This window comes from Sphingobium baderi (assembly GCF_001456115.1).
Classification (GTDB): Bacteria; Pseudomonadota; Alphaproteobacteria; order Sphingomonadales; family Sphingomonadaceae; genus Sphingobium; species Sphingobium baderi_A.
Window position 1 is genome coordinate 1,996,627 of sequence record NZ_CP013264.1, and the last position, 21,267, is coordinate 2,017,893.

Here is a 21,267-nt window from a genome sequence, read left to right on the forward strand (position 1 = left end):
CTCACCCAAGATCGATCACTCCAAGGGCGTCGATCCGCCCATTGAGATTGGCTGCTTGGGTGCGTTCCGCGACCAGGGCGAGGATGTCATCATAATGGGGATCTCCCGGTTCCAGCAGCTTTGGCCTGCCGCTTGTGCCTAGAAAGACCGGCCGCACCCTGACGCCGGTGATCGCTCCCTCTGCAATCGTCACCGAGGCTGCGAGACCTCGGCTTGTTTCGTCGAGCAACGGTGCGGAAATGCCGGAAGGCGTTTCGGCGCGCGACCAGGGCGAGATCATGGCGAACTTGCCCATGCAATAGAGGATCGCCTTGCCGCGATAGACTTCGAAGCCCTTGATAGGGAGCGGTCCCTGGCTGACGATCAGATCGACCCCGGCGTCGATAAAGGCGCGGGCTGCTTCGCGCTGATATTCGGCGATGGCGGAGGGATGCTCCAATATGCCCCAGTGACAACTCATCACGACGATATCGACCTGCGACCGCAGCGTCTTGACGCCTTCTATGACGGCATCCAGATCGTCGCGATTGACAAGGGTACGGACATCAGGCTCTACGCCCCAATTGTCCCATGACGCATTTTCGGCATAGGTGTGGCGCCGCAACGGCACGATGCCAGGTGTTCGCCGACCGGCATGGGCGCCTGGCAAAAAGCCTGAGGTGCAGGCGAGGAAACCGATGCGATGGCCGTTGCGTTCGATGATCGCGGGCTGGCGAGCAGCGGCGATGTCGATGCCTCCGCCGACCGGAGCGATCCCGGATTCCTGCAACAGGCTGATCGTCCGCAGGAACGCGCGGTAGCCCCCATGCATCGTGTGATTGTTCGCGATCGACATGACGTCAAATCCTGCGCGGCCCATCATCCGGATGCTTTCGGGCGCGCCGGGTGCGAACAGGTCGCCCTTGTCGAAATCGTCATTGATATGCGCTTCGACGGGATGGGTATCGCCAGCTTCTTCCGCATAAGGCCATTCGCAGTTGCCGAACGTCACGTCCGCTGCCGAAAGGGCGGGAGTTACCTGATCGAACAAATCTGCCGGCGGCTCGCGCGTCATCAATTGCAGATCGCCCACCGCCAACAGTTCAAGCGGAGATCGCGCACTCATTGCGTGATCTCGCGGTGAGCTTTGAACGATGCTCTCATGATATCCTCCGATCTGAGTGCAAGATCTAAAGCCGGACATCGGCATCCTCTCTCTAAGGGGCGATCTTGCGCCTTTACCCTTGCTGTATTGGATGGATGAGGAAACATCGCGGGACAAGCGCCGGCCGCCTTATGTTTATGCACGAAGGATAACGGCTCCGCATAGATTGTGGCGCCTTTATCCTCGTCCGCCGGCGCAAAGGCCGTGATTACCCCTATCAAGGTGATGAAACGCGCCGAAACATAACGGCGGCGTGCATTGTTCGCGGACGGCAACCCTCTACCCTGTCCGCGAGAATGAAGGAGATGACATGGCTGGCAGGTTTGAAGGTAAGGTCGCGCTTGTCACCGCGGCTGCGGACGGTATCGGAGCGGCGACGGCAAAAGCGTTTGCGGAAAATGGCGCCCGGGTGGTTCTGTCCGACATCAATACGGAATTAGGGGAAGAGCGCGCCGAGGCGTTACGCGCAGCCGGTCACTCCGCCACATTCATTCGCGCTGACGCGACCCGCGAGGAAGAAGTGGAAGCGCTTGTCCGCCGCACTGTGTTGGATCATGGCGGGCTGCACCTTGCGGCCAATGTTGTTGGAGATGGACATCCTGGAGCTTCCGGACCCGAATTCCATCAGCAGAGTCTGGAAGCGTTCGAGTATACGATCATGATGTGCCTGCGTACGACCTTCCTCTGCCTGAAGCATGAGATCGCGCATATGATCGATCATGGTGGGGGGGCGATCGCGAACGTCACGTCGCTCGCGGGCATGCTTTACAACAGCTTTGGCGGGGCTGGTTACGGGTCGAGCAAAGCGGCTGTGATTCGGCTCACCAAATTCGCGGCGGTGAGCTATGCTGATCGCGGCATCAGGGTGAATTGCATAGCGCCCGGGGTCACTCCGACGCGGGCTTACTACAAGAGCGGCCCTGAACATGCAAAGGTGCTGATTGACGAGCAGGTGATCAATCAGCCAATCCGCCGTGCGATCGCAACGGAAGAACAGGCGGCAGGGATTATTTGGCTGTGCTCCGATGAGGCTTCCATGGTTACCGGCCATAATCTTCCCATCGATGGAGGTTGGACAGCGCAATATTAACCAGGTGCATTGTCGATCCTTGCCGATTGGCACATAGATTATGCATGGATGGATCGGGTGGATCTGTCTGCGATCATCTGAGGGTGGCGAAATGGCGAACTTTCCTGCTTCCAGCGCTCGATTGCTTTTAATGCGTTATGTTCGGCGGCGTTGAAAATTTGGCCATTTCACCTGCCGCGGCCATCCGCTCGTTGTATCGTCCTGCGGATGCCGATCCGTCCTGGAGTCATCGGATTTCAGATTTGGCAGCGAGGCCGGCGATTCCGCCCCTCATATGAGCATCGCTTGCCCAGACCTGTCCGTCGTCAGAACATTCGGCACAACTCGCGGCGTAGATTAGCGGAGTGCGGACCTCGTCAGGGGGTTGATGTTAGGCGGCGAACTTGCGGTGCTGCAAGCGCCGATGTTCGATGGTCTGTCGCTTGATCCTTTCGCGCAGTTTGATGATTGCCGGAGCCCTGCCGAAGTAGGCGTCGGCAGGCGTCACGTTGGCCAGGCTCTCGTGGTATCGCTGGTGATTGTAGTGCTCGACGAAGGCCTCGATGTGGGCTTCGAGGTCGCCGGGCAGGAAGTAGTTTTCCAGCAAGATGCGGTTTTTCAGGGTCTGGTGCCAGCGCTCGATCTTGCCCTGGGTTTGGGGATGACACGGGGCGCCGCGGACATGGCTCATCTTCCGGGCCTCGATGTATTCCGCCAGCTCACCCGCGATGTAGCTGGGGCCATTATCGCTGAGTAGCCGGGGTTTGTGCAGCACCGTGGCGCTGTCGCAACCAGAAGCCGCCAGGGCGAGGTCCAGCGTGTCGGTGACGTCCTCGGCTCGCATGTTGGTGCACAGCTTCCAGGCGATGATGTAGCGTGAGAAGTCGTCGAGCACGGTCGACAGATACATCCAGCCCCACCCGATGATCTTGAAGTAGGTGAAGTCGGTCTGCCACATCTCGTTCGGCCGCGTGGTTTTCGTGTGGAACTGATCGGCAGCCTTGATCACGACATAGGCCGGGCTGGTGATCAGGTCGTGGGCCTTCAACAGGCGGTAAACCGTGGATTCCGACACGAAGTAGCGCTGCCCATCGGTGAAGCGCACGGCCAGTTCCCGGGGGCTCAGCTCAGACTGTTCCAGCGCCAGCTCGATGATCTGGTCGTGGATGCCCGCCGGGATGCGGTTCCACACCCGGCTCGGCGCCGATGGCCGATCTTCCAACGCCTCCGGCCCGCCTTCGAGGTAGCGATCATACCAGCGGTAGAATGTCCGACGAGGGATGCCGAGTTGGTCCAGCGTGCGCTTGGCCGACAGGTGCGACTGCTCGACGGTTCTGATGATCTCGAGCTTCTCGGATGCGGGATACCTCATTCGTCGTTGCCCCCATCCGCGACCATGCTTTTTTTGAGCAGACGGTTTTCCAGTGTCAGATCGGCCACGCATTCCTTCAGGGCCCGGGCTTCGCGGCGCAGGTCCTGGACCTCTCCGGTGGTCGCGGCACGGGCGGTGTCGCCGGCCAGGCGGCGCTTGCCAGCTTCCATGAACTCCTTCGACCAGGTGTAATACAGGCTCTGGGCAATGCCTTCCTTGCGGCATAGCTCGGCGATGCTGTCTTCCCCGCGCAGGCCATCCAGCACGATGCGGATCTTGTCCTCGGCCGAAAAGTGGCGCCGGGTCTGTCGGCGGATGTCCTTCACTACCCGCTCTGCTGGGGCCTTGGCGGGCGATTTTACATTGGAGGATCTGGGCTTCATCTTCGTTCCTTCGTCACTACGACGAAGCCCAGATCCTCCTTAAATCACAACCTCAAATCTGTGCCATCGGTGCTGACGGCGGACACCGACACCCCACCCCGGCGTCGCTCCCACATAAAGGGCATTGATAAGGACCGCGCGCCGAGCCGCTTCCTCATCCTTCCGGATCATAGCAACGAACGTGGCAAGTCCCATCGCCTCCAATCCGAAATTGAGAACTGAACTCCAATGGAGGGCCTCGTTGAAATAGGCGTCTGACCATTTGTCGTTGGACTCGCCGCCCCAGGTTTTCAGTCCGTGAAGTACAGCCCTCTTCCACAGGTCCCTCAGATTCTCCTCGCCTGTCTGGCCAACGATGATCTTTTCGTATGTTTCCGGATCGGTAGTGACGGCTTCTTCGAAATTCGAACGCCACTGCCTTAGATAGAGAGGTGTGGGCAAATCATAATCGACGCGCATGAAATCGCGGGTATTGATCCGCACGGCGCTGGGCTTCGCCGGCCGCTGCGGCCGCCTGCGGCCAACCGGCGGATCTTCGGTCTTCACGACCTGCACGCCGGCATTATAGGCCATTCCATGCACTGGCCCGGTAGTGGAATTGTCACGGATGAGTGCTGGCAGCACGTTAAGGCAACTCTCTGCGCCGCCCCGAAGAGCTGTCAGCCGCTGCGTCATCTTGTCGGCCATATCCTGCTTGCCCTTGGCAAGGAACGCGGCAGCCTGCGACATTATCGCGCTCTGGTCGGCAGGGGCGCTATCCCATTTCCGACGAAGGTCGCGCAGTTCGATCCCGCCCCAGACGCTGGAAGCATAAATCGCCCACGCTTGCTGGCCGATATCGTCGGGGGACACTTTCCCATCCATGATGGGCCCTGACAGACGATCGGTCATCCAACCATTGAAGCCCAGCCAATAGACTTCCTGGCTGGGAAGTTTGGCCGCGACTGGCGCGAATTCGGCGACCAGCGTTTCCATCAGTTCGGGTGCTTCCGGCATGACCTTGGCCAAGCTGGGAATCATGGGCGCTTTACCAGCAAATCGTGACATCGACGTATCTCCGGGCCTTTTAATTGATGAAGTGCTGGACTTGGCCAGGACAGCAGACGGCAGACTCAATGCTCCGAGCCCGAGCAGCCCGCCCGTTAGAATCTTCCGCCGGTCATATTCTGTCATTTGGCCTCTCCATGGTGATTACACCCTTTTCTACATTGTGCAGCGGATGACGCGCATTGGCGACAGCATCATCCTTGGTGCCGTCAGAAACGGTAATTGATCGCGACGCCATAGGTTCTCGGTTCGCCCCAGATGGATGTCGCGAAGCCGAAACTGCCAAGCGCGTTACTCTTCGATACGGCATAAAGCTTGTTTGCGATGTTCTTTATAAACGCCTGCACACCGAAGCCCGTGCCCAGAACATTGCTCGCCGACAACTGGGCGTTCCAGATACTGAACGCGGACTGAGTGTTGAATGGATCGATCCGGTTGTTGAGAGTGGCGTCCAATTGGTTGAAGTCCTCGAAGTAGATCACGCTCTGGTAAGACCAGGTCACCGACGCAGTCAGTCGCTCGGCGACTTTGGCATCGATGGGAACATGATAGGCGGCGGTGACGCTGCCTGTGTATTTGGGTGCCTGCGCTAATGCATTGGCAGTCAGGTCGGCAAACTGTCCTGGGGCAAGTTCAGTTTGGAAATTGGTGTATTTCGCATCGAGATATGTTCCTGAAGCCGAAAAATCGAGTTGCCCCAAATGAATATCGCCCTGGATTTCGATGCCCTGAACTTTGGCAGCGGACGCGTTACGGATATAGGCTGCCGGAACGTTGTCCACAAATGCGGTTATGCGTCGCTGAATGCCGCTATATTTGCTACGAAAGGCTGAGATATTGGCGCGGATCGGTACGCCGCCCAGACGGAATTCGCTCTTCGCGCCGATTTCGATATCGTCAAGTTTCTCTGTATCATATGGCACGGGCGGCGTCGTGTTGACGCCGCCGCCATTGAACCCGCGACGGGCAGTGCCATAAACGAGGATGTTCGGGGCGACGTTATAGTCCAGTCCAAAAGTCCAGCTAGGCTCGCGAAACTCGACCGAAGCACGGAATGTACAAGTCACGATATCCACTGCGGGGTTTGTCGCTGGAAAGCTGCATCGTCCGCCGGTAAAATCGACGCTTCGAACATCCTTGGTCTGCCAAGTGTAACGAGCGCCGGCCGTTACATTCAACCTGTCCGTAACCGCATAGGTGGCTTGGGCGAAGATGGCTTTGTTCTCGTCGATGTTCGTAGTGTCTCTGACGATCGGATCGAGTGGCCCCGGGGCGGCCGATCGGAAGAAATTTCCGCCGTCGACCCGGTCGTTGCTGTAATAAGCGCCCACGATCAATTTGAGGCGAGAAATATCTGCCTGGACCTGCACTTCATTCGAAACATGGCGGGTTTTGGAAATGTAATTGGATTGGAGGGAATCGAAGATCGTTCCGTCGCCATCCGACGTCCGATTGGCCTTTAGATGCCAGTAACCGAAGATATTCTTGATGGTGATCTGATCGTTGAGCGCGAAGGACGTAATATTCGTCGCTCCCCATGAATCCGTCAGCGACCGCCCTTGATAGGGGTTTGCTGTCTCGAACGGCCCGAGCTTACTCTCCGTTGCAAAGAATTGCTCAAAGCTGGGCAGGCCCAGGGTTGTCGTCAATGGAGGGCGATATTTGCAGGCGCCGAGGGTCAGCAACTGGCCGATACTCGGAGTGTCAGGGCAAGGCGAAATGGCTGTAATTTTTTTGTAGGAAGGCTCTTCGTCGGCATAGAAGCGATCGATCGTCAGGAGATTTTCGAATCCTTCGACGGGATCGAACAAGAGCGAGATACGAAAGCTGCTATAGTCTTCGCTGTCCTGGTTCCGCAGCGTCGGACCCGGGATGTTGCTCACATATTTGGTCAGGCCTGCCCGCTTCTTGAATTGCCCCGCCGCACGTAGGGACAAACTGTCGGTCAATGGCACGTTGAACATGGCCTGTCCCCCGATCATGTCGCGGTTACCCGCCTGCAGTTCGACGAAGCCTTCCGTCTGATGTGTTGGGCGAGCTGGCTGGATCAGGATGGCGCCCGCCGTGGTGTTCGTGCCGAACAGCGTTCCCTGCGGGCCTTTCAGGACCTGAATGTTCTGCAAGTCGTACAGCGCGCGGTTGGCGGCATCCGAACTCACAGGCACTTCGTTGAAATAGAGAACAACGCCGTTAGAGCGTAAACCTCTGAGCGAGAAATTTGCCGATTGGCGGCCCGAAGTGCCGGCACTGACCCGCAGGGTGGGAACAAGAAATTGGACCTCACTGAAATCCGTAATCTGCCTGCTTTTCAGTTCTTCTCCGGATACTGCGGAAATCGTGACCGGCACATCCTGTGCCGCCTCTGACCTCCGCCGCGCCGTCACCACAATATCTTCAAAATCGCTTGCTGCGGTTTTCCCCTCCAGCGGCCGCGTATCCTCCGTCGCTGTTGTGCTGTTTTCATTTGATTGCGCGAAAAGATTGCCGCTCATCATTATCGAGCAGCCGAGCAGTACAGTTTTCACCATCATGGCGGCGCCAAGGCGAGCACTACGGTCATTCGATGCGATGTATGCGTTCGTGGCGGTCATATGTGGGCGAATATTGTACTCAATCACTATAAGTCCCCTCACAAAATCATTTAAATAACTAATAATAAGTTGCTATAGTTATTACAATATATTTACAAAATAATACTTGATCCAATTATGGATTTTCGGCCAGCCCTGAAAAAGGGGCTGTAAGTGCAAAGCCGTTTCCCAACAACCGCAAATCGGGCAACGGCCGTTTTATCTCCGTTGTTGCAAGGCGCGAAGCGATCCGTAACCTGATGGCTGCCGTAGAGCGGAGCTATTCCCACCATTTAGGAGATTTGCATGAGCGTAGAAGCTGAGGCCAAGATTCGCGAGTTTCTGTCAGTGTTCCACACCGGTAGCTTGGATACGAAACAGTTGAGTAGCTATTTTTCCGAAAGCGCGACCTATTTGCATAGGGCCAGACACGCCGAACCTCTGCGCGGGCGTTCCGCCATTATAGAGGAATTGGAACAGCAATTCACGCGGTACAGCGACTGCGCTTGTCAGATACATGCCATAGCTTCTACCGATCGTCAGGTGTTTACCGAACGGACAGACGAGGTGGTGATGCGCAGAGATGGCAAACGCGTGTCCGTTCTTCTGTGCGGCATATTCGATCTGGATATGGAATACCGCATTACCAATTGGCGTGAATACTGGGATATGGATGACGTTCTAAAGCAGACGAGCGATGTCGGCGCTTAATGTAAACGGACCCTGAAGGCTACTGCCTGCTGCCAGCATGCAACCATCATCGCGGCATGGGCGTGCCTTTCCCATTTATTTATCGAACGATTCCTATTCCGATCCTCAACCGGGTTATCTTCCGGTCATAATCGAGCAGATTTTCGCCATATCCGGCAAAGCCCTGGCCGAAGATGTAAAGATTGAGGTTCGAATTGACGATGCGATCGAGGGGATAGGACAGTTCGGCGTCAATAGCGCCTTTTCCCGACGAGAAGTTGAAGCGGCTGTTGGTCGTCAGGCGCAATCCGTCGTCCTCACCGATTTCGGCGAAAAGCGATGTGTTGCCGCGATAGCGCTTGATATCGGGATTGTCTGCCAGATTGCCAGCATAAAAGGAAAGGCGGGGACCGAGGGAAAGTATATATTTGCCAACCGGCATGGTTGCGACCGGTTGGATATACACGGTGTTGAGGCTGCGCGACGCCAGACCATCGCGGCCATTTGATTCATGCCGAAAGCCCGCCTGACCGCCCAATGCGATCTGCTTTCCCACCGGTGCGGCGGGAAGCAGGTAAAAGATTTCGGGCATGTAGTCGATATTGTGGAAGGGCGAAGAGTGCGCGCCCAAATCCCAGAACAATCGCTGCGTGTAGGCGAAGTGGATGCCATTGATTAGGGGATTACCGCCGCCGACGGCCCCGGGATCGCCGAACAGTTGATATTTGAAGCTGATCTGTATGCGCCCATCGCTGTTCGTGCCTGGACCATAGACAGCGTAGATGGGCGCATAGCTGGAGAGATTGCCCAGAAATGCATTGCCGTGATCCGGCTTGGCGGAAGGTGGCTGGTTGCTGGCTGGCCCAACCGGTGGCCCAACCGGAATCGGTCCGGCAACGGCGGGCTGCGTTGTGTCCGGTGTCGTTATCATTGGTGATGCTGTATCGGGAAGCGCGAAGGCGTAACCCGATGCCCCGGCGTCCATGAGCGACAGGATCACGGATTTCCGGCTGCGACTACCGGCTGGAAGACTCATCAGATACTGAGCCTGTACAAATCCTCTCGGTTCGATCTCCTGTGCCGATGAAGGATTGGAGCGCTTCAACATTACCGGAAGCCGCCGATCATCGATCGTCAACTCGGCGGAAATCCGGTCGGGCAGGTTGTTTGTCTTTGGTTCCGGAGCGGGATTGAGAACGGTGATTTCGACGCGGATGCTGTCGAGTGCCATCGGTTCGATATTGCTGATAAGCATGCGCGGTGCGGGTTGAGCCATTGCCTGGGTTGCACCCAGTGCAAGTGGCGTCATGATGATCATAAAGGGAAGCTTCATGGTCTTCCTATGAAGAATTCCCCCGGAGAAAGCCAACACGTTCCGGCGAGCATGGTCGTCCAAAAGCTGTCGAGCTTCTCTGTGCGGAGCCCGTGTTCGATCCTTTGGTTGTCAGGGAGAGGCACAGCCAGAACTGCATTTGCTCGAATGGGAGTAGTAGAGTGCGCGGCACCTACCTTTCGGCCGACGGCAAACAGGGTTTGCCGGGTTCACCCATATATCGAAAATGGACCGGAAGCAGGTATGTCCTGCTCCCGGTCTGTCATATCAGAAGCTGTAGCGTGCTTTCACGCCCCAGATGCGCGGTTCGCCGAGATAGGCGGAACTGATCGGGAAGCTCTTGAGCAGAACGCTAGCCGATGCGTAGTATTTTTCATTGAACACGTTCTTGACGAACACGCCCAGATCCAGACCCGACGATGCCACATTGCGCCACGTCAGTTGCGAATTGACCAGATTGTAACCCGGCAGCTTCTCGCCGTTCTGGCCGCCGAAGTCGGCTGTGCTGAACAGGTCCGCGTCGAACACCAGATCGCCGTCCGCAGGATGGATCGGCAGGATCCAGTTGATCGCGAAGGTGCCGGAGAAGCTTGGCGTGAACTTGTTGATGTTCTCCGGCGAGAAGGTGATCCCGGTCGGGATGCCTGCGGGCAGAACGACCTTGTCGATCTTCACCTTGGTGAATGCGCCATTGAACGAAGCCGTGAAGCTGGGCGCCGGGCTGACGCTTGCTTCAAATTCCACGCCATAGATGGACTGATCGGAAATGTTCGCGCCGAACGCCGTATTGGATGGCGTATCGGGCGCCTCATTGGGTACGATGCCCGTGACGTTCAGGAACTGCAGCGCATTTTTGTACTTGGAATAGAAAGCCGAGATATTGAAATGGCCGCGGGCTTCGCCGGACCGGAAGCTGATCTTCGAACCTGCCTCCACATCGGTTACCGTTTCCTTGCCGGTTTTCTGGAAAGCGCGCAGGTCCGGGCAAACGCCGTTGCCGTATATGCAAAGCGGATCGTTGCCGCCTGTGGTGAAACGGGATTCGAACGCAGGGGTGTTGACGTTTGCTCCGCGGTAACCGCGACGGCTCACGACATAGAGCAGCCAGTCGGGATTGACCTTATAGTCGAGGCCGATGGTCCAGCTCGGTGCTTTGCCCTTGTTCTTGATGGTGCCAACACCATCAATGATATTGAGCGCAGCAACCTCGCGGCAGGTGTCATTATCGACATAGCCGGTCCCGATGGCGCCGCCACAGGCGCTGACCTTGTCCCAGCTATAGCGCATGCCTGCGTTAAACGTCAGCCGATCGGTGATCTTGTAGCCGATCTGGCCGAACAGGGCTTTATTCTCATTGGTGACGTGCGAGGTGATCGCATTTGCCGGAACGCCGCCTACGGAGAAGGCGGTGAACTGCGAACCGCCCGGACCATAGGACTGATCCTTGTTATAATAAGCACCGACGATGAAGTTGAGATTGCCCACTTCGCCGAGAATCTGGAACTCGTCACTTAGATATTTGCGCTGCCCAAGCTGTGATGCGTAGAAAAGCGTGAAGGGCACTTCCACGCCCGGCCCGACCGGCAACGACAGGTTGGTGGCGCCGGTATTGATCAACTGATCGCTGTAATTTTTACGGAAGCCGAAAATATTGCGAACAGTGATATCGCCAAAGGTCAACGATGTGTTGTTGATGATGGAGGTCGCCTTGCGATTGGCAAAGCCGCCGTTCACCCCACCATCGAATGAGCCATATTCGTGCTGCCGCTGCAAGGCGAGCTGCTCCTGAATCTGAACATCGAGCGGGGCAAGGCCGGGATCTATCGCGGCCATCGGGAAGTTCTGGCGTATGAGGTTCAGGCCACCCGCCAGTTCGTTCGCCTTGGAATATTCGTAGATGGTCAGGCTCTTGATCCAGTCGGTAGGTTCAAGCAGCAGGGACACGCGAAAGCTGTCCTGATGGATGTCATCGAAGCCCGGTCCGCTGTCGATCGCATGGATACGCGGGTCCTGCCGGCGGATCTGCCCGGCGACGCGCAACGCCACCTTGCCGTCCACGATCGGTATGTTGAGCGCGCCTTCCAGTTCCTTATGGTCATAGCGGCCGTAAATGCCCTGCACATAGCCGCTGAGATCGTAGGTCGGCTCCTGCGTGTTGACCAGCACTGCGCCGCCCAGCGTGTTCTTGCCGAACAGGGTGCCTTGCGGCCCCTTGAGGACCTGAACGCCCGACACGTCATAGGTGGGAATGTTCGAACCCACGATCGGCAGCGGGACGTTGTTGACGTACATGACGACGCCCGGCGTGCCTTCTCCCTGCGGCAAGTTGCCAATACCGCGCATGGTCAGCGCCATGGTATCCTTGCCGCCTTCCGATGCGATGGTGAAGCCGGGCGTCACGGTGCGTAGGTCCGATGCGGTCTGCACGTTGCTGCGCGCCAGCCCTTCGGCCGAAAACGCCGTCACGGAAACTGGAACGTCCTGCAAGCGCTCTTCGCGACGACGCGCGGTGACGACGATATCGCTTGCAGCGCCGGCCGCATCGCCCTGCGGAACAGTTTCATCCTGTGCCCACGATGGCGTGGCGCTGAGGCACGCGACGCTGGAAAGAAGTGTGGCAGCAAAAGTCAGTGATTTCATGATGATCCCTTTCAGATTCGAAGAACCGTTTCCATGTGATTGGATCGCCCCTGAACGACCATTTCTCGACAATCGGGCAATCGCTTAAGCCTGAACCCGCCTCTTGTGCCTTTCGTAAGATAGGGGAATGCAAGTTGCTGCGAACTGCGACAAATCGGCAACGGTCCGACAAGATGCATAGCTGCCGGTGGTCCGGCTGGCACTATGCTGGCAATTCCCCGAAGGCGAAAAGCGGCACATTCATTTGATCCGTAGGACGCCTATTCGTGGCCCGCACCGCCATGATTGCCCAATGTCGAGCCCCTCATGCCCGCTGCAAGATCAGTTCGGCGGCACGCATCCCGATTACCATAGCGGGGGCGTTCGTGTTCCCGGAGACAATCCGTGGCATGATCGAGGTGTCGGCGACCCGCAGTCCCGTGACGCCTCGCACGCGCAATTCCGGGTCCAATACGGCCGCATCGTCAGAACCCATGCGGGCTGTGCCACAGATGTGATAGGCGGTGCCCCCCAGAGAAACCGCGTTTTGGAGAATATCTTCGTCGCTTTCGATCCTCGCGCCCGGCAGTGTTTCTTCCGCTATCCATTGCGCCAGCGCCGGCTGTTTGCCCAATGACCGAAGCCACCGGAACAGCGACACCGCACTCAGGCGATCGATCTCGGCGGAAAAATGATTGGCATCGATGAACGGTTTGGCCATCGGATCGGGCGACTGGATGCGTAACTCGCCTTGGCTTTCGGGGCGGGTGAAATAACCCAGGATTGTCATGCCAGGGAACGGATCTATGTCGACACCTTTCTCTGTGGCGGAAATTGAGTAGAGGCCGACCCCGATCTGGGCATCTGGATGTTCCAGTTCGGGTCGGGTCTTGATGAACCCGCCAACTTCATGCGCCGAATGGGTGAGGGGGCCGCGTGACAGAAACGCATACGACAGAATCGACCTGAGAAGTCCCAGACCGCCGAACCGCTTGTTGAGGCTGTTACCGGTGACCCGATATTGGGTCGACAGATAGCGATGTTCGCGAAGATTGCGGCCGACTTGCGGGGCGTCGACGACGACGGGAATGTCGTGGGCCTGGAGGAGGGGGGCGGGGCCGACGCCGGATAGTTGCAGCAATTTGGGAGACTGGATGGCGCCGGCCGACAGAATGACCTCCCGCCGCGCATAAATTTGGCGTTCACCGTTCTTGTTGCGGATCACCACGCCGGTTGCACGGGTGTTTTCGATCGTGACCCGAAGCACATCGGTTTCGGGAAGCACGTCCAGATTGGCGCGATCGCGAACCGGCGTCAGAAATGCGCGGGCTGCGGAAAATCGTTTGCCATGCCATGTCGTTGTCGGCTGATAGCCCATGCCGCCAGACATGACCGCGGGCATATCGTTGACGTCATCCACGCGGGGGACACCCATCTGGCCTGCCGCGTCGAGAACGGCCTCGCACAGCGGATCACCCGAGGGATGGATGGTGATATTCAGCGGCCCACCAGAGCCGCGCCATGCCTTTGCGCCGAGTGGATGATTCTCCAGTTCCGCAAAGCAGCGGCCGATTTCGGCCCAACCCCAGCCGGGGCATCCAAGAGCTTCCCAACCGTCATAATCATAAGGGGCGCCGCGGACATAGACCATGCCGTTGATGGAACTCGACCCTCCAACAGCGCGTCCTTTGAGCCATGTTTCGGAGGGCGCATTACCGCCGGGCGCCACTTCATAGTCCCAGACATGAGGGTTGCCGGGCGCCAGCAACTTGCCGATCCCGCGCGGCATGCGGATCAACGGGCTGGTATCATCAGGTCCGCTCTCGACAAGCAGAACCCGAACCGAAGGGTCAGCCGATAGCCGGTTGGCCAGCACGCAGCCGGACGAGCCCGCGCCGACGATGATATAATCGTAGCTTTGATCCACGATGACCTCTTTTATTGAACCCGAAATGCTGGCGGGCGACGGGGTTAACCGGCGGGGAAGCCAATGGCCTTCATCTCGGTGAATTCATTGAATCCTTCTTCGCCCCATTCGCGACCAAGGCCGGAGCGTTTGTAGCCGCCGAAGGGCATGTCGGGATGGAAGCCGCCCGGTCCGCCGTTGATCTGAACCTGCCCGGTACGCATCTTCAGCGCCATCTCAAATGCGGTGGCCTTGTCATTGGAGATGATTGCGCCACCAAGGCCATAGTCGCTGTCATTGGCCAGCCGGATGGCCTCGGCATCGTCGTCAAAACCGATGACGGCGGCGATTGGTCCGAAAACTTCACGTTGACCGAGATGGCTATCATTGCTCACATCGTCGAAGATCGTCACTTCGAAGAAATAGCCCTTGTCCAGACCGGCCGGGCGGTCTCCGCCAACGACCAGACGGGCGCCGTCCTCCAGCGCGCGCTTACAGAAATCCTGGGTGCGGGTGATTGCCGTCTCACGGATCAACGGACCCATGAAGGTGGTGGGATCATAGGGGTCGCCGACCTTGATCTGACGCGCGGCGCCGGCGAGGGCTTCGACAAAGGCGGACCGAATACGGTTGTCGACCAACATGCGGGTCGTGAGTGAGCAACCCTGTCCCGCCTGAAACATCGATCCGAACAGGGCCACCTCCACCGCCAGAGCGAGATCGGCATCATGCCGGATGACAATCGGAGACTTGCCGCCCAGTTCCAGCTGAACCTTCTTCAACGTCGGAGAAGCCTGCGCCATCACCGCTGCGCCGACCGCGTCGGAGCCGGTGAAGCTCACCATGTCGACGCGCGGATCGGCGCTCATCATCTGGCCGACTTCCAAGCCGCCGGTTACGACATTGAACACGCCGGGCGGGAGATCGAGTTCCGCCACCATTTCGGCGATCAACATCGTTTGGAGCGGGGTGAAGGGTGAGGGTTTCAGTACCACGCTGTTGCCCGCCGCCATCGCCGGGAAAGCCTTGATAAGGCCGAGCAGGAAACCTGAATTATAGGGCGTGATCGCCGAAACGACCCCGACAGGATCGCGGGTGACGACACCACCGCCAAGAGCGCGGCCGCCGCCGCCGAGGCGATCGGAGATGATCATCGGCAAAGGCCTGGTCGGATCCTTGCGCGCCACTTCGATCGTCCGTTCCAGCTGAGAGAAGAGCAAGCCGAGCTGCATCTCGCAATTAAGCCGGGTGAAGCCCATTTCGAGCTGCATCAGACCAACCGCTTCCTCCTGTCGCGCGAGCACGAGATCGAACAGCCGCTGCATGCGATCCGCACGGACGTTGCGGTCCTCATCGCGCCAGGGGCCTCGGTCAAAACTGCGTTTTGCGGCGGCAATGGCCCGCTCCGTGTCCTCGATGGAGCCAAGCGGTGCACTCCCGACCTCTTGTTCGGTTGCGGGATTGATGACTGCCTCGGCGCCTGCGCCGGGAACCGTCCAGGTTCCGTCGATGAAGAGCTTGTCGTAATCTACTTTGATCTGCCCCGGTGCGACCGACATCATCTCTCTCCTCCTGCGTGGGTTGTGATCCAACCGCCAATCCGCTTTCGTGACGGGTGGACCAAAATACGCTATGAGGCAAGAAAAAGTATCATTAGTGCTACATTATGGCGCCGCTTGCCTGTCCCGGCAGTCGGTGCAACCATTTGCGCGTTATTTGAGATCGGACACCACTTCATGCCACCTGCGCCCTCTTCGCGAATCTCGCAGATAGCCAGCGGCGCTGACGCTTTGTCCGCTCGACGAACTGGGAGGCCGTCCGCCAGCGAGGCTGACGCGCTTAACCAGGAAATACTGTCCGCTGCGCTCCGCGAGTTTCTGGATCGCGGTTTTTCAGGCGCGTCGATTGCACGCATCGCCAAAGGCGCCAACGTCGCCCGGATGGCGATCTATCGGCGCTATGGCGGCAAGCAGGCGCTGTTTGAAACTGTGCTCTTCGAGCAAATCCGGCAACTCGAAGCACTCGCTTCGGCCATTCGGAATGATGCGGGCGATCCGTTGACCGAGCTTCGGATGACGGCGCGGGCCTATCTTGAATTCATGATCTCGCCCACGGCGGTCGATCTTCAGAGAATCCTTATTGCGGAAGGATCACGGCTGTCGACATTGTCTCAACAAGTCGCTCCGCCGTTGCCGCAATTGTTGGGGGAGCGGCTGGATCAATTGATCGGGCACGCGCAGCAGGCCGGCCAACTGATTGAGATGCCGGGGGCTCTGCTTCGGGAGATTCTGCTGCGCCTCATTGCGGAAGGCCCCCGCTGGGAGATGCTGATGGGGCAAAAAGCGTGGACGGCGGACGATATTGAGCAGCATTTCCAGAAAATGTGGCCGATGTTCCTGAAAATCGCGGCTGTGTAGCAGCCCATTGTCAGGCCGTGCAGTCTCGGTTCTGCTGCTTACTTCCAGCGCTGGCGAGCGGTCATAACGTGCGGTTTGCTTCCATCAAAGCGATAGGCCGCTATTGATTGAGCGATGAATTGAGATCTGGAGTGAACCCGCTGCGAGGATATCAGCCGGCAGCCATCGCTTCGACGACAACCAGACTATTGAAATACTCGCGCCAGAGTATCACGCACTCATCGCGGATGCCGATCAGGAAGACATAGCCGTTGCGATAGCTGGTACCGTTCGCCAGTTCGGCATCGCTCTGCGCCTCCATCACCAATGTCGATTCATCAGGGCACCAGTAGAAGCGGCTGGGCGTCAGCGCCATGCGCCGGAAATTGGCGCGGCCGTCGCGGAACATCGCCATAACGGCATCGCGGCCGGAGACGGCGGTTGGCATGGGCGGAGGCGCGAAAGGAAATTCTGCGCGCGCCTCGGCATGGAGGCAGCTCTCGATTCCATCCATGTCACCGTTGTTGAAGCTCTCCAGCAGCCGGTCCGCCAGCGCGTTTGCGCGTGTCGTGTCCATTTTTGATTTCCTCTCAACTCGCGCCGTGCATCTCGGCGCGATTAACGATTAATGCAGCATTGAAGGTTGGGGACGCTACGGCCCCTATCCGGTGACAGGGCAAGCCGTAAACGCGCATCTCGTTCGCATCCCGCCAAGCAGATTCTCCGCCCAGCAGCGGGTTGCTCGGACTATTCGAGCGCAGGCGACATGGCGCTACGGTAGGGGCGGCTCCAAATGGTTCGGATGGCTTCTGCCAGGCACCTACCCTGTCGGAAGACGGGCAACTCTTGCTACAGAAGATCCACAGTGTTGAAAAAGGGGGAGATGCTGGCGGTTGAGGCCGAAGCGAGCGGGCGTCCAGCTTCGGCAACGCGGGGAGGTTAGAGAGGCACCATGGGAACGAAGCTTCGTATCGGCGTGATTGGCGCCAATCTTCAGGGCAGCTGGGGCGTATCGGCGCATTTGCCGGCAATCGCCGCGCTTGAGGCTGTCGACGCGGTCGCGGTCGCCACCTCGCGCCAGGAAACCGCCGAGGCCACCGCGCAGCGGTTCGGCATACCCAATGCGTTTGGCGATCCTCGCGCGTTGATCGACCATCCCGATGTCGACGTGGTGGCGATCTGCGTTCGCGTACCGGCGCATCGCGATCTGGTGCGTCGCGCAATTGAGGCGGGCAAGCATGTCTATTGCGAATGGCCGCTGGCGCGCGACACCGCCGAGGCGCAGACATTGCTGGATGCCGCCGAGAAGGCTGGCATCGTTCATATGGTGGGTTTGCAATCGCGCAGCGCGCCGGTGCTGACCTATGCCAGGGATCTGATTGCTGCGGGCGAGATCGGCAGGGTGCGAAGCGCCGGGCTGGTCCATTCCTCCGACTGGATATCCGCTGTGTTTCCCGGCACCGAATATTTGCAGGACCGGTCGAGTGGAGCACATTTCCTGAGCATCCCCGGCGGTCACAGCATAGACGCGCTGACTTGGATGCTGGGCAATTTCAAAAGCCTGACCTCAGTGGTCCACACTGCGCTGAATGATCTCACCGCCTTTGGCACCGGCGCGCCGGTCAAGCGGACCTCTGCCGACCAGATATTGGTGGCGGGCATGCTTGACAGTGGCGTCGTGGCGTCTGTGCGCCTCTCGGGCGCATCTTCGCCTGGCATCGGCGTCCGAATTGAGATTAACGGGGACAAGGGGGACCTCGTCATCATGGCCGCAGCCGGGGGCCGCGGTATCCAGATGTCAAACCTGACGTTGCACAAATCGGTCGACCCGGGAGTACTCGAACCGGTCTCGGTGCCGGCAAGCTATTTTCATACGCCCGCATCGCTGCGCGCCAATCCACCGATGAATGTCGGCGAAGCCTATCTCCACATGAAGGAGGCAATCGCGACCGGCGGCAGGGCAAGTCCCAACTTCGCCGATGCTGTCGGGTTGCACAAGCTGTTGGACCAAATTGAAATGGAGGCCATATGATGAAGACATTCGCTACCGGGCTGAAGATGCCCGAAGGTCCGATCGCGCTTGCCGGCGGCAGCCTGCTGGTCGTCGAAACGTTGGGCCGAAAGCTCAGCCGGATCGCGCCCGATGGCCGTGTTTCTACCGTGGCGGAGCTGGGTGGCGGTCCCAATGGCGCTGCCATCGGGCCGGACGGCCGCTGTTACATATGCAATAATGGCGGCTTCGGGCAGATGGACCTTCCCGACGGCGGACTGATGCCGATTGAAGCCCCTATCGATACGCCACCCGGATCAATTCAGGTCGTCGATCTCGAGACCGGAATCTTCGAGACGCTCTACGCGCATAGTGAAGCAACCCCCTTTTGGGGACCGAACGATCTTGTTTTCGACAACGACGGCGGCTTCTGGTTCACCGATTTTGGAAGGGATCGCGGTCGTGTCCGTACCCGAGGTTCGGTCTATTATGCCAGGATCGACGGCAGCGAGATACGTGAGGTCGTGCACCCCGTCGACGGGGCGAACGGCATCGGTCTTTCACCCGATGGGGCCACTCTGTACGTCGCATCCACTTATGAGGGGCATTTGCTCCAATTCCGGCTTTCGGCTCCAGGCGTGATCGACCCGGCGGGTGGACACGCGCCAAACGGCAGCAGTTTGGTGGGGCGCGGCGGGCCGGGACAGTATCTCGACAGCCTTGCGGTAGACAGTGCCGGGCGTATCTGCTGCGCCTCGCCGGGCATCGGCGCAGTGCTCGTCTTCCCGCCGGAGGGCGGCACGCCGGAGGTAGTCCCGACCGGCGATTTCCTGACCACCAACATCTGCTTCGGCGGCCCGGATCGACGCACGGCATTCGTGACGCTGGGCAGCAGCGGGCGGGTGGTTACCTTTGACTGGGATGTGCCCGGGCTCAAGCTTACGTATGAATGATCCCGAGGCAAGGTGCGCTGCTTCGACGCGGCGACCCGCCTGCCCAGAGGAAGGTGCAGTAATCATCGCTCTGCCGTTCATTGCATGAAAATCGAGGAGAGACGCTATGACCAATCGCAAGGAAGCCGCCGTCGAGCAATTCCTGACGCTGTTCCACGCATCCGAGTTGAACATTCCAGCCATCCGTGCGGCGCTCGCGGAAAATGCGCGGTGGCAGCCGGTCGTGCCGGTGGCGGCGATGGTTCACGGTGCGGAAGCCATATGCGGCGAGATAGAGCGTCAGTACAAGCTCTATGCCGATTGCGATTGCGAAATACTGCACATCGCCAGCGCAGCTAATACCGTCTTCACTGAAAGAGTGGACAGTGTCCGCATGCTCCATGACGGCCGCACAGTGCTGACGCGCGTGACCGGGGTCTTTGATCTCGACGATGAGGACAAGATCACTTTCTGGCGCGAATATTGGGACATGCTCGACATTGCTGACCAGGTCGGCATTTCCGGCGAGGAAATGCGTAAGATGATGGTAACGAGCGTGCCTGCCTGAGAAGCGATGGAACGGCTGGGGGGGGGATGGAACTGACGCGCCCTGCCGCGATAGCTGGACGCAATGTCATTCCCTAACCGCGCAATTCCGGCTCGTCCACCTCGCGCCCATGATCATGGGTTGGAGTCGTTTCATGTCCGCATCGATGTATCCGTATGGGTTTGCGAAAGCTGAACGGGCGTTGCCGTGTCGCGGAAGCCTACACGCAATAACGATTCCGGGATGCCTCCTGGCGGTTCCGCAATGGTATGGCATTCACACAGGCATTGTTCCGGATTTACGGATGTTCCCGTGGCGGTTACGCCATTTCGGAAATTGGAAAAAGATAGGAGTATTCCATGGCGGACAGCATCAGGAAAATCGGTTTCATTGGTCTTGGCAGCATGGGAGGCGATCAGGCGCGAGAACTCGCCAAGCTACAGCTTGACCTTACCGTCTATGACGTCTTCCCGCAGGCGCTGGCGAAATTCGAGGGACGCGCAAAGCTGGCGGGTTCCATGGCTGAGGTGGGGCAGGACGCCGACGTCGTCGGCATCTGTGTGCGCGACGATGCTCAGGTGCTCGAATGCGTGGATGCGTTGTTGCCTGCGATGAAGCGGGGTGCGATCCTGCTTATCCACAGCACGATCAAACCGAAAACTGCACAGAATATTGCCGAACGCGCTGCCGCGGTGGGGGTTGAGGTTATTGACGCGCCGGTTACTCGCACCGAGATGACTAAGGACGGTCCTTTCGTCTTTTGCATGACCGGCGGGGATGAAGCTCTTGCGGCACGCGTTCAGCCGGTGCTCGATGCCTTTTCGACCAACACCATGCATATCGGTCCGCTGGGCTCGGCGATGGCGCTCAAGATTTGCAATAATCTTGTTTCCTGGTGTGGCATCATGCTGGGTATCGAGGTTGCCGATGTGGCCGAGGCGTCCGGCGTGCCGATGGACAAGCTGCTGACCGTGATGAAGCGTAATGGCAATCTTACCCCGCCGATGGCAGGTTTCGTCGACTTCCGGAACAATCCGGGCGATGCGGCCCGGCGCGCTTTCTTCGCCAGTCAGGCGGGCATCGGCGAAAAGGATCTTTCGCTGGCAGAAGAACTGGCAGCGAGCGCAAATGCCGCGTCGCCGCTAACCAGCCATTCGAAGACGCTGGTCAAGAAGAAGCTGCTGGCCATATGCGAGAGCTGATCGGTCTTCACCTGCGATTTGGATATGGAGCGTGCCGCGTGTCATCAAGCGCGGCACGCATTTTTGT

At 58.6% G+C, this 21,267-nt stretch carries 16 protein-coding genes; 7 read left to right on the forward strand and 9 right to left on the reverse strand.

What is annotated here, in order from left to right:
* Window position 1 precedes the first annotated feature (1 nt).
* The gene (locus ATN00_RS09905) at window positions 2-1,105 is read right to left on the reverse strand and encodes a CapA family protein (protein ID WP_062064308.1); all 1,104 of its coding nucleotides are present in this window, start codon (window positions 1,103-1,105) and stop codon (window positions 2-4) included.
* Between the two features lie 349 nt (window positions 1,106-1,454).
* On the opposite strand from ATN00_RS09905, the gene ATN00_RS09910 reads away from it, so the two are divergent.
* Window positions 1,455-2,234 (forward strand): SDR family NAD(P)-dependent oxidoreductase, encoded by a 780-nt coding sequence (locus ATN00_RS09910; RefSeq protein WP_062064310.1) that lies wholly within the window; start codon window positions 1,455-1,457, stop codon window positions 2,232-2,234.
* Between the two features lie 370 nt (window positions 2,235-2,604).
* On the opposite strand, the gene ATN00_RS09915 is transcribed toward ATN00_RS09910, so the two are convergent.
* From ATN00_RS09915 to ATN00_RS09930, 3 genes are all read right to left on the reverse strand, one after another.
* Window positions 2,605-3,968 (reverse strand): IS3 family transposase gene (locus ATN00_RS09915; RefSeq protein WP_373886176.1). Its coding sequence is split into 2 segments (ribosomal slippage): window positions 2,605-3,618 and window positions 3,621-3,968, totalling 1,362 coding nucleotides; the frame shifts between segments, so codons are not numbered across the junction.
* Between the two features lie 39 nt (window positions 3,969-4,007).
* Entirely contained in the window at window positions 4,008-4,988 is a 981-nt protein-coding gene (locus ATN00_RS09925) for a hypothetical protein (protein WP_197413719.1), read from the reverse strand.
* Between the two features lie 236 nt (window positions 4,989-5,224).
* Window positions 5,225-7,633 (reverse strand): TonB-dependent receptor, encoded by a 2,409-nt coding sequence (locus ATN00_RS09930; protein ID WP_156415256.1) that lies wholly within the window; start codon window positions 7,631-7,633, stop codon window positions 5,225-5,227.
* A gap of 258 nt (window positions 7,634-7,891) precedes the next feature.
* On the opposite strand from ATN00_RS09930, the gene ATN00_RS09935 reads away from it, so the two are divergent.
* Window positions 7,892-8,296: a limonene-1,2-epoxide hydrolase family protein gene (locus ATN00_RS09935; RefSeq protein ID WP_062064316.1), complete on the forward strand. Its 405-nt coding sequence runs from the start codon at window positions 7,892-7,894 to the stop codon at window positions 8,294-8,296.
* 79 nt (window positions 8,297-8,375) lie between these two features.
* On the opposite strand, the gene ATN00_RS09940 is transcribed toward ATN00_RS09935, so the two are convergent.
* The 4 genes from ATN00_RS09940 to ATN00_RS09955 all read right to left on the reverse strand — a co-directional run bounded on the left by ATN00_RS09940 (window position 8,376) and on the right by ATN00_RS09955 (window position 15,695).
* A complete protein-coding gene (locus tag ATN00_RS09940) occupies window positions 8,376-9,608 on the reverse strand; it encodes a phospholipase A (protein WP_231746443.1) in 1,233 nt (410 codons plus the stop codon).
* A gap of 267 nt (window positions 9,609-9,875) precedes the next feature.
* A complete protein-coding gene (locus ATN00_RS09945; protein ID WP_062064317.1) occupies window positions 9,876-12,248 on the reverse strand; it encodes a TonB-dependent receptor in 2,373 nt (790 codons plus the stop codon).
* 304 nt (window positions 12,249-12,552) lie between these two features.
* Window positions 12,553-14,154, reverse strand: coding sequence for a GMC family oxidoreductase (locus ATN00_RS09950; protein WP_062064319.1), 1,602 nt, complete (start codon window positions 14,152-14,154; stop codon window positions 12,553-12,555).
* Window positions 14,155-14,198: 44 nt separating this feature from the next.
* Window positions 14,199-15,695 (reverse strand): aldehyde dehydrogenase family protein, encoded by a 1,497-nt coding sequence (locus ATN00_RS09955; protein ID WP_197413720.1) that lies wholly within the window; start codon window positions 15,693-15,695, stop codon window positions 14,199-14,201.
* 21 nt (window positions 15,696-15,716) lie between these two features.
* Here ATN00_RS09955 and ATN00_RS09960 point away from each other — a divergent pair, with 21 nt between their 5' ends.
* Window positions 15,717-16,550, forward strand: coding sequence for a TetR/AcrR family transcriptional regulator (locus ATN00_RS09960; protein WP_156415257.1), 834 nt, complete (start codon window positions 15,717-15,719; stop codon window positions 16,548-16,550).
* 151 nt (window positions 16,551-16,701) lie between these two features.
* Here ATN00_RS09960 and ATN00_RS09965 read toward each other — a convergent pair whose 3' ends face one another.
* The gene (locus tag ATN00_RS09965) at window positions 16,702-17,106 is read right to left on the reverse strand and encodes a nuclear transport factor 2 family protein (RefSeq protein WP_062064323.1); all 405 of its coding nucleotides are present in this window, start codon (window positions 17,104-17,106) and stop codon (window positions 16,702-16,704) included.
* Between the two features lie 375 nt (window positions 17,107-17,481).
* Here ATN00_RS09965 and ATN00_RS09970 point away from each other — a divergent pair, with 375 nt between their 5' ends.
* From ATN00_RS09970 to ATN00_RS09985, 4 genes are all read left to right on the forward strand, one after another.
* Complete coding sequence (locus tag ATN00_RS09970) at window positions 17,482-18,561, forward strand: Gfo/Idh/MocA family protein (protein WP_062064324.1); 1,080 nt, start codon at window positions 17,482-17,484, stop codon at window positions 18,559-18,561.
* A complete protein-coding gene (locus ATN00_RS09975) occupies window positions 18,558-19,472 on the forward strand; it encodes an SMP-30/gluconolactonase/LRE family protein (RefSeq protein WP_231746444.1) in 915 nt (304 codons plus the stop codon). Before ATN00_RS09970 ends, ATN00_RS09975 begins: the two co-directional genes overlap by 4 nt.
* Before the next feature lie 106 nt (window positions 19,473-19,578).
* Window positions 19,579-20,019 (forward strand): limonene-1,2-epoxide hydrolase family protein, encoded by a 441-nt coding sequence (locus tag ATN00_RS09980; RefSeq protein ID WP_062064326.1) that lies wholly within the window; start codon window positions 19,579-19,581, stop codon window positions 20,017-20,019.
* Window positions 20,020-20,357: 338 nt separating this feature from the next.
* On the forward strand, window positions 20,358-21,200 hold the full coding sequence (locus tag ATN00_RS09985; RefSeq protein ID WP_062064328.1) for an NAD(P)-dependent oxidoreductase: 843 nt from the start codon (window positions 20,358-20,360) through the stop codon (window positions 21,198-21,200).
* Window positions 21,201-21,267: the final 67 nt, after the last annotated feature.

What these genes read in the sequence shown, in the direction of transcription:
- ATN00_RS09955 (WP_197413720.1), bottom strand. Translation starts at nt 15,695, where the DNA reads ATGATGTCGGTCGCACCGGGGCAGATCAAAGTAGATTACGACAAGCTC.
- ATN00_RS09980 (WP_062064326.1), top strand. Translation starts at nt 19,579, where the DNA reads ATGACCAATCGCAAGGAAGCCGCCGTCGAGCAATTCCTGACGCTGTTC.
- ATN00_RS09965 (WP_062064323.1), bottom strand. Translation starts at nt 17,106, where the DNA reads ATGGACACGACACGCGCAAACGCGCTGGCGGACCGGCTGCTGGAGAGC.
- ATN00_RS09910 (WP_062064310.1), top strand. Translation starts at nt 1,455, where the DNA reads ATGGCTGGCAGGTTTGAAGGTAAGGTCGCGCTTGTCACCGCGGCTGCG.
- ATN00_RS09945 (WP_062064317.1), bottom strand. Translation starts at nt 12,248, where the DNA reads ATGAAATCACTGACTTTTGCTGCCACACTTCTTTCCAGCGTCGCGTGC.
- ATN00_RS09935 (WP_062064316.1), top strand. Translation starts at nt 7,892, where the DNA reads ATGAGCGTAGAAGCTGAGGCCAAGATTCGCGAGTTTCTGTCAGTGTTC.
- ATN00_RS09985 (WP_062064328.1), top strand. Translation starts at nt 20,358, where the DNA reads ATGGCGGACAGCATCAGGAAAATCGGTTTCATTGGTCTTGGCAGCATG.
- ATN00_RS09975 (WP_231746444.1), top strand. Translation starts at nt 18,558, where the DNA reads ATGATGAAGACATTCGCTACCGGGCTGAAGATGCCCGAAGGTCCGATC.
- ATN00_RS09925 (WP_197413719.1), bottom strand. Translation starts at nt 4,988, where the DNA reads ATGATTCCCAGCTTGGCCAAGGTCATGCCGGAAGCACCCGAACTGATG.
- ATN00_RS09970 (WP_062064324.1), top strand. Translation starts at nt 17,482, where the DNA reads ATGGGAACGAAGCTTCGTATCGGCGTGATTGGCGCCAATCTTCAGGGC.
- ATN00_RS09940 (WP_231746443.1), bottom strand. Translation starts at nt 9,608, where the DNA reads ATGAAGCTTCCCTTTATGATCATCATGACGCCACTTGCACTGGGTGCA.
- ATN00_RS09905 (WP_062064308.1), bottom strand. Translation starts at nt 1,105, where the DNA reads ATGAGTGCGCGATCTCCGCTTGAACTGTTGGCGGTGGGCGATCTGCAA.